15 protein-coding genes are annotated in these 8,342 nt (G+C 41.7%); 13 read left to right on the forward strand and 2 right to left on the reverse strand.

Annotation, left to right across the window (positions count from 1 at the left end; translation table 11 throughout):
- Window positions 1–285: 285 nt before the first annotated feature.
- The 13 genes from QUB30_RS28550 (at window position 286) to QUB30_RS28610 (ending at window position 6,627) form a co-directional block, all read left to right on the forward strand.
- The gene (locus QUB30_RS28550; protein WP_333340774.1) at window positions 286–1,215 is read left to right on the forward strand and encodes a DUF5131 family protein; all 930 of its coding nucleotides are present in this window, start codon (window positions 286–288) and stop codon (window positions 1,213–1,215) included.
- Between the two features lie 83 nt (window positions 1,216–1,298).
- On the forward strand, window positions 1,299–1,877 hold the full coding sequence (locus QUB30_RS28555) for a hypothetical protein (RefSeq protein WP_333340777.1): 579 nt from the start codon (window positions 1,299–1,301) through the stop codon (window positions 1,875–1,877).
- A gap of 182 nt (window positions 1,878–2,059) precedes the next feature.
- Window positions 2,060–2,323: a hypothetical protein gene (locus QUB30_RS28560; protein ID WP_333340780.1), complete on the forward strand. Its 264-nt coding sequence runs from the start codon at window positions 2,060–2,062 to the stop codon at window positions 2,321–2,323.
- A gap of 37 nt (window positions 2,324–2,360) precedes the next feature.
- The gene (locus QUB30_RS28565; RefSeq protein ID WP_333340783.1) at window positions 2,361–2,708 is read left to right on the forward strand and encodes a hypothetical protein; all 348 of its coding nucleotides are present in this window, start codon (window positions 2,361–2,363) and stop codon (window positions 2,706–2,708) included.
- Window positions 2,709–2,755: 47 nt separating this feature from the next.
- A complete protein-coding gene (locus tag QUB30_RS28570; protein ID WP_333340785.1) occupies window positions 2,756–3,091 on the forward strand; it encodes a hypothetical protein in 336 nt (111 codons plus the stop codon).
- Between the two features lie 30 nt (window positions 3,092–3,121).
- The gene (locus tag QUB30_RS28575) at window positions 3,122–3,373 is read left to right on the forward strand and encodes a hypothetical protein (RefSeq protein ID WP_333340788.1); all 252 of its coding nucleotides are present in this window, start codon (window positions 3,122–3,124) and stop codon (window positions 3,371–3,373) included.
- A gap of 87 nt (window positions 3,374–3,460) precedes the next feature.
- The gene (locus QUB30_RS28580; protein ID WP_333142251.1) at window positions 3,461–3,826 is read left to right on the forward strand and encodes a hypothetical protein; all 366 of its coding nucleotides are present in this window, start codon (window positions 3,461–3,463) and stop codon (window positions 3,824–3,826) included.
- A 9-nt stretch (window positions 3,827–3,835) separates the two neighbouring features.
- Window positions 3,836–4,084, forward strand: a complete 249-nt coding sequence (locus tag QUB30_RS28585) for a hypothetical protein (protein WP_333340791.1) — start codon at window positions 3,836–3,838, stop codon at window positions 4,082–4,084.
- 27 nt (window positions 4,085–4,111) lie between these two features.
- Window positions 4,112–4,441, forward strand: a complete 330-nt coding sequence (locus QUB30_RS28590; RefSeq protein WP_333340794.1) for a hypothetical protein — start codon at window positions 4,112–4,114, stop codon at window positions 4,439–4,441.
- 441 nt (window positions 4,442–4,882) lie between these two features.
- Window positions 4,883–5,392 (forward strand): thermonuclease family protein, encoded by a 510-nt coding sequence (locus tag QUB30_RS28595; RefSeq protein WP_333340796.1) that lies wholly within the window; start codon window positions 4,883–4,885, stop codon window positions 5,390–5,392.
- Window positions 5,393–5,398: 6 nt separating this feature from the next.
- On the forward strand, window positions 5,399–6,019 hold the full coding sequence (locus QUB30_RS28600; protein WP_333340799.1) for a hypothetical protein: 621 nt from the start codon (window positions 5,399–5,401) through the stop codon (window positions 6,017–6,019).
- A 17-nt stretch (window positions 6,020–6,036) separates the two neighbouring features.
- Window positions 6,037–6,363 carry a hypothetical protein gene (locus tag QUB30_RS28605; RefSeq protein WP_333340802.1) on the forward strand — a complete coding sequence of 109 codons (327 nt, stop codon included), beginning with the start codon at window positions 6,037–6,039 and terminating at the stop codon, window positions 6,361–6,363.
- Between the two features lie 18 nt (window positions 6,364–6,381).
- Window positions 6,382–6,627, forward strand: coding sequence for a hypothetical protein (locus QUB30_RS28610; RefSeq protein ID WP_333340805.1), 246 nt, complete (start codon window positions 6,382–6,384; stop codon window positions 6,625–6,627).
- Between the two features lie 146 nt (window positions 6,628–6,773).
- Here QUB30_RS28610 and QUB30_RS28615 read toward each other — a convergent pair whose 3' ends face one another.
- On the reverse strand, window positions 6,774–7,025 hold the full coding sequence (locus tag QUB30_RS28615; RefSeq protein ID WP_333340808.1) for a hypothetical protein: 252 nt from the start codon (window positions 7,023–7,025) through the stop codon (window positions 6,774–6,776).
- A 59-nt stretch (window positions 7,026–7,084) separates the two neighbouring features.
- On the reverse strand, window positions 7,085–8,342 hold a 1,258-nt coding region (locus QUB30_RS28620; protein WP_333340810.1), incomplete at its 5' end, for a hypothetical protein.

The raw sequence follows: 8,342 nt of genomic DNA on the forward strand, positions 1-8,342 counted from the left end.
TTCACTTTAGTTCACCTTAGTTCACCTTAGTTCACCTTAGTTCACCTTAGTTCAGTTCGATCGTCATCAATCCGGCGATCGAACTGAAACTACTCTATCTTCTGTGAAAACTTCGATGCGCTTCACATCCGCCAGCTACGAACGGAGATGGAGCCGATCGACATTCCCCCTATCTCAAATCCAATCAGCCAATCCGAAGCTTCTCCTATATACACATACGCGCATTAATTAACGCAAGCGATACGCGCATATTAGTGCGCGATAACCCTCAACAACCTGAAAAACATGAGCAATATTGAATGGACCGGAATCACAGCTAATCCAATCCACTTGGTCAAAGCCGATGGCAAACACGGCGGACACTGGTGCGAGAAAATCAGCCCAGGCTGCGCGAACTGTTACGCCGAGGCAATGAACCTCAGCAACTATTTCATCTTTGCCAGTGGGTTGCCCTACACCGGGACAGTCCCAGTCAACATGATTTTCTCCTCGATCGTCATGGAAAAGTTGGTGAAAATGAAAAAAGGCGAAAGAGTTTTCATGTTTTCCATGACTGACTGTTTCGGGCATTGGGTCAGAACTGAATGGCTTGATTTAGCTTTTGCTTATATGGTGGTAGCTCCTCAGCATACCTTCCAGGTGCTCACAAAACGCCCAGAGCGGATGCCAGAATATTTCCGATCGGCTAAAGAACGAATCAGAAAAATTGTTGAAGAATTGAGACGGAAGCTGAAGTTACCCCAGGCAGAATTTGTCTGGCCGATTCCGAATCTCTGGCTCGGCACTACGATCGAAAATCAGAAAACTGCTAATGAGCGAATCCCTTATCTGCTACAAACCCCAGCAGTAGTTTGGTTTTTGAGTGCTGAGCCATTACTGGAATTCGTGAAACTTAAGAAGGAATGGCTAGATTTGATCCACCAGGTAATTATCGGCGGTGAATCTGGACATGATGTACGTGCTTGTCAACTCGAATGGATTCGATTCATGGTTAAGCAATGTCAAAACGCTGAAGACGTGGCGATATTTGTCAAACAACTTGGCTCAAATCCTGTTCTCGGTTCTACCTATATCGAAGGAGTAGCGACTACTTACGAAAAGCTGATACTCAAAGATAAAAAAGGCGGGAATATCGAAGAATTTCCCGAAGATGTCAGATTTCGTCAGTTTCCTGTCCCGCAGCTCAAAATGTTGCCGTCTTTTCTCTCTGTCTAATCCTGCCTGATAAAAACCTCTGACCTGCGCCGATCGTTTGTCAGAGGTTTTTCTTTTCTACTGCCTAGAATCTTTCAATAAATATGACACTCAATAAAGTCGGCGGACAAAAAATCGCTGCTGCCAAGATTGGAATTTCTGTTGAAGAATATCAGCAAAATCTTAAGTCTGGTCTGAAATGGTGTTTCTCTTGCAAATCCTGGCTAAAGCTGAACTTGTTTAATGAAAGCAAAAATGCGCGGGACGGCAAAGACAACCGTTGCAGAAGCTGTCGCAGAGCCTTCGATGCGCTACGCGCCCGCAAGCTACGAAAAAGGTATCAGCCTATTCCGATCGAGATACGCAAATCCCGAGGCTTTTCCCAGGTTCCGGGTAGAGATGGCGACAAAACCCAAGCCCGTAACCGGGTAAATTACGCAGTCAGATGCGACAGATTGCCCCATGCCCGTAATATCCCGTGCGTGGATTGTGGTCATTTAGGACCCGATGGCGTACCGCCCCGCAAGCTACGACTCCATGAATATGACCACTACAAGGGCTACGATGCCGTCAACCATTTAGAAGTTGAATGCGTTTGCGTTCCTTGCCATATCGATCGGGAACGCCAACGGAAACAGGAAAGGCAATATCACAATCACCCCCGGCGTTCTAATAGCTTTTAACACTTACCACTCTGTCTCTCTGTCCTGTTATAGGGCAGAGACTAGAGTTGTGCTTCGCTGTAAAGCTGTAAAACTGTAATTTTTGGAGAGTTAATATGCCAATTCACATTCCCAAGAAAAAGCAAAAGTCCCCTGAACCTGAGCCTAACCCTAATGCTTCAGAATCCAAGCCAAAGAAATCAATGTTCGCGAAATATACAGCAAAACTAGCTTGGGAAGTAGAGAATATTGAGCCAGAGTTAGAGGAACTTTATCCCTATTACAAAGATTACTGCTATATCTTTCTCACTCCTCACTGTGACGAAAAATATGTGGGACCCGGTTATGGCAATTATCGGGATTGCTTAGAAAAATATGATGAAATTGGTCGGCGGTTGGCACAAATGTGGCCGATCGACCAAGTAACCGAAACAAGGAAAATCAATCACTACAGTCGTGGTAAATAGTGCTTTGCTGTAAAGCTGTAAGTTATGGAGACTTAAAATGGCGATTCATATTCCCAAGAAAAATCAAAACTTTCCTGAGCCTGAGCCTGAATCTACTCCTAGATTTGATGCAGACTTAGTATTTCAGGAATTAACAGCTAAACTTCGCTGGGAAAAGGAACATATTAAACCCGTATTGGGTGAACTGTTCCCTTCCTATGACGATCGATGTTTTATCTTTCTAACATTTGGATGTGATGAAGGATATGTAGGACAAGGTTATGGTTTTTACCACTCTCGCATAGAAGAATATGATGAGATTGGTCGGCGTTTGGCTAAGCTGTGGTCGATCGAACAAGAAACAGAAGAAAGGAAAGTAAATCACTACAGTCGTGGTGCCAGGTAGCGTCAATAGTGCTTCGCTGTAGGGTAGTGAACTTTTGGAACAATAATATGTCACTGCCCTATCTCACAAAAATTGACAATTCCGACTTAGAAGCTGCCTTTTATGGGTTAATCCATCCTTTAGATATTCCAGACGATCGACCAGCTCTGAGATTAGCTAACCGACTACGCTGGGACAGACTCAATATCGAACCAGAGTTACAAGCATTATTTCGCTATTACCGCAACACTTGTTCGATCGTCAATAAAACTCAGGGCTTTGATGCTGCTAAATCTCACGAAACTTACGATGAAATCGGTCACTTGTTAGCCAATATGTGGTCGATCGAGCAACTTACAGCACTCCAAAAACTTAATTATTATCGTCGTGGAGCTTCGCTGTAGAGTAGCAGTCTTTTAGTTAACCCTTGCTCAATGAACACTCAAACCTTAGAACTTTTAGGGCAAAACACCCAACAACAGTATGAAAAACTAACCGCCAGAGCTTTGTATGAAATGGAATATATGGAGCCATATTTAGGCTCAATATTATTCCCTTATTACAGTCACTACTGCATTATCTCGGTACTCGGTATCAACTATTCTCAAAAGAACTTTGGCATTTTTGATAACGGTTGCCATGCTGATCGGTACGATCGAATTGCCATGCTTCTCAAAAGGATTTAGCAAAGTTGTCAGAAAAAGTGACTGTTACATCGCGCTTGTAACAGTCAATTAGATCAGTAAAAACCAAATCAATTATAGCCTAAATCAATGCAAGTATTTCTCACGGGAACCGAAAGACTTGAGAAAATGAACGCGGAAATGTGGACGCGAATTCATAATATCACAAAGCTAAATGCTACCATCTTAATCGGGAACTATCGGGGTTTCGATCAACTAGCTTTAGCATTCCTAAATGTTCTGGAATATCGCAACGTTAAAGTTTATGAAACAGGAAGCGGTCTAAGTTTCGGTCATCAAATCATTGATGTAGGTCGATATCCACGTCAAGATATTGAAATGAGTCGATCTGCAGATTATATGTTGGCAGTTTATGACGGTCTAAGTTATGGAGTTAAAGCCAACTTGAGACGGATGCCAGCGGAGAGAACTCGAATCATTTACGTTAACATTTGAAGCCAAATCATGAAAGTAAAATCAATCATCTTTGACGAAAACAATCCTAATCGCGATCGCAGCCTGAAAATGTTTGAGAATATCTACAAAGGTTTACTCAAAGAAATTAGGGGCGATCGGGCTTACAAAATGCCTCCGAAGTACATCAATTGGCAGACTTTAAGCGGAATTATTTCAGTAGCTTTGTCAAGTTGCACAGTTGAATATTTCAGAGTTGATTTATCTGCATTCATCCATAGCTACCGAACAGCTCTCTGATTTATCAAAGATGCTCCTATTTATTGCTTGACCCAGCAGCTAATTACAGCATTCGATCAGACAAATGCACTTGCTAAACCTGGTATCCTGAGAGGTTGGCAACCATCCTTACCTAGTTTCCTGCTAGCCATACCCAAAGGCTTAATTCACACGCCTGATGGTACTGAAGTGGATTATCTGACGGTTTCGTGTAGTGATTGTGATTATCCAAGCTGGAATTATGGCAAGTGGAGTAATATCGAAATTAAACCATTTGCCTTGAAACACAGTCGATATTTTCAGATTTGCACAGTTGATTCTTATGAAACTGTGTGGCCTTCAAAAACTGGTGTTAAAAGTGATGGTACTTTGATTTAGGATGAAAACGAAAACTTCAACAAATATACTATTTCGATCGATGATAAAGTTTTTCTTCAACCCATTCGCAATTTGGTAATTAATATACTCTCGATTTGGGAATTGACACCAGCGTTATTAATGCCTGTAACTGACTCCACAATCAAAATTAAAAGTAAGAAATTATGCCGAGGGATCGGAGTTTTTTTAATGTCATATATCCCCGATGGCTGGGTAAAAACTATCAAATTCTCTCGGTATTATCCGCAAAAAAAGGAACTCATTCCTCTCCGTGTAGCCACTGGAGACAAGGGCATTAGAGGGTGTTAGGATCAGGTCAGGGTAAGCGCTGGAGAGATAGTAAACGGCTTTGGATTCAACCTATTTGGGTTAAATGCTAATAGCAGTTCATCAGCCTAAAAAGTAAATTACAATAAATAAAATACTTCGGAGGCTGAGCTGATGATTACTCCAGGAACTGCATATAACTGTTTTTCAAAATTTATATTTGATGGTGATACTTTAACCCTAGACTTTCGAGGTGCTGATTTACGAGTAAGACTACGATGGATAGATACTCCTGAAGCTCAAAGGTCAGGAATAAATAGCACAGACCCCAGAATACTTAAACACTGGGAATGGGCGCAAAAAGCAAAAACTGCCTTGATGGAGTTGGTCGCAGGCAAACCAATAATTTTAATTCCGATCGAAAAAGACCAATACGATCGCTGGGTATGTGATTGTTACCTTGAGAAAATTTCGGTGGCAACCAACATTCAAATCCTGCAATGCAAAAGTGGAATGGGAGTAAGTTTTGTCCCATTTAATCGTTTCGCCTACAACATTCGAGAGTTGGCTGTACTCAAAGGGATTATCACCGAAACTGCTAGCGCTAATCGTAAGAAATTAGGTCTTTGGTCAGACCCTGACCTAATTCTTCCTAACGAGTTCAAAAAATTAACCTTATCCTGAAAAACTATGAAATTAGCTGAAAAACTTGTCAAGTATATGGAAGCCAAAAATTATCACTTGGCTCGGAAACCGGGAGAAAAAAACATAATTTATGTGGAAGGGATGAACCCGGACGGAACCCTTAACGCCGACACTCCCAACCATTTCAACGATGCCCGACTACTTTTAGGATTTCACAAAGGAATCCCGACGATCGAAGCTGCTTGGGAAGCGACAACCGAACCAGGCTACTACTACACTGACAACCCCATGAACCCTAATGGAGCCGCCAGAATTGCCTTTGGGCAGTATCGGGCATGGCAAGTCGGAATTCACGGCTACTCTAACCCCCACGAAGCTCTTATCCAGGTCGGACTTGTCAAAGTGCACCGGGATTGGAATAGGGACATGATGAGAACCGGTGATGCGATCGATGAGGGTTACTTCGGCATCAATCAGCACCACGGTTGGGATCATCCAGTCGATGATATTCATACTGCCGGGGCTGGGTGTTTCGTCGGTCGCGATTCTACTGAACACTTTGACTTTATGGATCGAGTCATGTCTGACCCAAGATACAGACATGACCCCGAGTTTATCTATCCGACAACTATTATTCCGGGTGATAAATTGTTTGCTCCTCGCTAACAGTAATTTATGCACAAATGAAACAAGAAACTCTTGACTATATTGCTGCTTCGATCGGTGTTATCACAGTTGCTTCAACCTATATTTTCTGGTTAGCTTCTAGACAAATTAAGGATAGTTTAACTCATAAGATTGAAAGATTTGCTTATGATTTAATGAAGAAACAAGAGAGTGATGCACTTACTGCTGGGTACAAAATGCGACGATGGCAAGATGTGAATAAACTTCGAGCGATTACGGTAGATTGTAGACTTGAAGCTATTGAAAGACAGTTACAGATGCCTACTTGCAATGTTATTCAGACGATCGAACAACAATTTGAAGATACAGACTCAACTATCTAACTCAATCAATTACTAATTATGAAATTAAGATATAGAAAACTAACTGTTGATCAGTTAGATCTTATCTCCAGTCTTTTAGGAGCTGTTGCAGGCATTGCCGAATTACTTGTAGCTTGTAAATACCTTGATAACGAAAAAGGTCAGCTTATCGCTGGAATAGCGTTAATTGTTTGGGGCTTCTTTAGTAATAAACAGCCTCGCGTTGAGAAACCTAGAAAGTATCAACCACATCCTGAATATCTACTCAATGAACTGACCGAGTAAGAATATCAGTAAAACTCCCACTAAAATACCTAACAGGAAAACTGTTAACTGATTCATAAGTTTCATCCGTAAAATTCATCCATAAATCTCATAGTACAATCATTTTAAGTTGTGATTTTACTATGAGATTTATTTGTGGTTATAAATTAGGGAGTATTCAGTTTATCCGATATAACCTTTGTTGCTCCGATCGCTCCAGCAACCAAACCTGTAATTAATCCAGCAGTGAAAACATCGGCTGGATGTGGTAAGTTTCGGCGCTTCAATTCTTCACTTGTTTGCTTCGCGTCTTCTTGTAATTCTTGGATTACGTCGGGGACAACTGCACCAGTTGCTAATAAAGCTGTTGTCAATGTTCCCGCCAAAAATACTGATTCGCTTGCTGTTGGTTTACGCATTGTGTCTCCTAGTTTTTGTGTGATTGATTGACTGACATTTGATATCGATCGAAATGAACCTACCTCTTTTCCAAGTAATCCTTGTATTTAGCAATCAGAGAAGGTGAGCCGTGTTTCATTACCAGGTATTGAAAACACCTTTTACCTACATCTGAATAACTTCGAGGCTTTCTTCTCCCCTGGGTGAAACCCAAACCGATTTGTATGAGTTTGCTGGGACTTGTATATTTATCGGATAATTTCAAAATGCGGTCAAAAAGTGCTATTTCTGACTCATTTGGCAGTAATCTTGAGAAATCTTCCGCATCCCAGATAACCGGATAATCCTCTCTGGGTAAGGGTTTTGGACTTATCTCGGCTTTGATAAGGTTATCAAACGGTGATAATTCTTCACCTGAGTTATCTGCCGAATTATCTGGTAAATTATCTGAATTTTCACCAGCGTGCGATCGATGTAACCCTATTTGTCGATCGAGTTCTTCAGGCGTTGATTCCGCTAACCAATAATCCCACGACACCGCCTGATTTAATGCCCGATTTAGTCTCTCTACATCTGATTCTTTTTCCGGTTCTGTCTGACTTTCTGTTTCAGATTGTGGTTGAGATTCTGAGTGAGATTGTGATTGAGATTCTATGTGGTCAACGGCTGAAGTAATAACTTGATTATCAGAGTCTGAAGTAAAGCCATTAAATAAGTCATAGACCCATTCAGGACGTATCCATTCCGGCAAGATAGAAATAGGCAAATCTTTGATGCACTCTCCTTCTTCATCCTTGATGCCCGAAATAGTTCCTTTGAAAAGTGGCTGATATTTGCTGTTCGATCGTAATTGAAGTTTGATGACTCCTGAATTGACAGATTTGCTAAAACCTTCTCCACCGCCGAAAGCAGCGTTAGTATCGTTGTGAGCAATGAAGATAGGCGCTTCTTTAGCTTTGCGAGGGTCGCCAACAACTTTTCGGGTTAGTTTACTAGCAGCTTCTACCGTGCCTTCTTCAAAGCCATATTGTGTCATTTCATCAAAGATAGAGGTCAACCAATCATCTTTGAGAGTGCGGACTTTGAATCGATCGTACATAGCGTTAAGTTGTGCGCCAACTTCGTGAAAGTTTTGATTTGCGCCGTAGCCGGGAACGCCTAACTTGACCAGAGTTTTCCAGCACTCGTCATAATTTTGGTGAAAGTGTGGGTCAGCGATCGAGATGATTTTGTGACCATACAGATAATGCCGGCACAGTCCTAAAAAAGCTGCGAAGTAACTTTTAAAGCTACCCATATCCCCATAAATTAGGATGGGTTTGTGCATCAGTTGTGCA

The organism is Microcoleus sp. BROC3 (assembly GCF_036702515.1).
In the GTDB taxonomy this organism is placed as follows: Bacteria; Cyanobacteriota; Cyanobacteriia; order Cyanobacteriales; family Microcoleaceae; genus Microcoleus.

Excerpts from the sequence above, each read along its gene's own strand:
- QUB30_RS28615 (WP_333340808.1), bottom strand. The coding sequence starts at position 7,025 with ATGCGTAAACCAACAGCAAGCGAATCAGTATTTTTGGCGGGAACATTG.
- QUB30_RS28575 (WP_333340788.1), top strand. The coding sequence starts at position 3,122 with ATGAACACTCAAACCTTAGAACTTTTAGGGCAAAACACCCAACAACAG.
- QUB30_RS28560 (WP_333340780.1), top strand. The coding sequence starts at position 2,060 with ATGTTCGCGAAATATACAGCAAAACTAGCTTGGGAAGTAGAGAATATT.
- QUB30_RS28555 (WP_333340777.1), top strand. The coding sequence starts at position 1,299 with ATGACACTCAATAAAGTCGGCGGACAAAAAATCGCTGCTGCCAAGATT.
- QUB30_RS28585 (WP_333340791.1), top strand. The coding sequence starts at position 3,836 with ATGAAAGTAAAATCAATCATCTTTGACGAAAACAATCCTAATCGCGAT.
- QUB30_RS28580 (WP_333142251.1), top strand. The coding sequence starts at position 3,461 with ATGCAAGTATTTCTCACGGGAACCGAAAGACTTGAGAAAATGAACGCG.
- QUB30_RS28565 (WP_333340783.1), top strand. The coding sequence starts at position 2,361 with ATGGCGATTCATATTCCCAAGAAAAATCAAAACTTTCCTGAGCCTGAG.
- QUB30_RS28600 (WP_333340799.1), top strand. The coding sequence starts at position 5,399 with ATGAAATTAGCTGAAAAACTTGTCAAGTATATGGAAGCCAAAAATTAT.
- QUB30_RS28570 (WP_333340785.1), top strand. The coding sequence starts at position 2,756 with ATGTCACTGCCCTATCTCACAAAAATTGACAATTCCGACTTAGAAGCT.
- QUB30_RS28605 (WP_333340802.1), top strand. The coding sequence starts at position 6,037 with ATGAAACAAGAAACTCTTGACTATATTGCTGCTTCGATCGGTGTTATC.
- QUB30_RS28550 (WP_333340774.1), top strand. The coding sequence starts at position 286 with ATGAGCAATATTGAATGGACCGGAATCACAGCTAATCCAATCCACTTG.
- QUB30_RS28595 (WP_333340796.1), top strand. The coding sequence starts at position 4,883 with ATGATTACTCCAGGAACTGCATATAACTGTTTTTCAAAATTTATATTT.
- QUB30_RS28610 (WP_333340805.1), top strand. The coding sequence starts at position 6,382 with ATGAAATTAAGATATAGAAAACTAACTGTTGATCAGTTAGATCTTATC.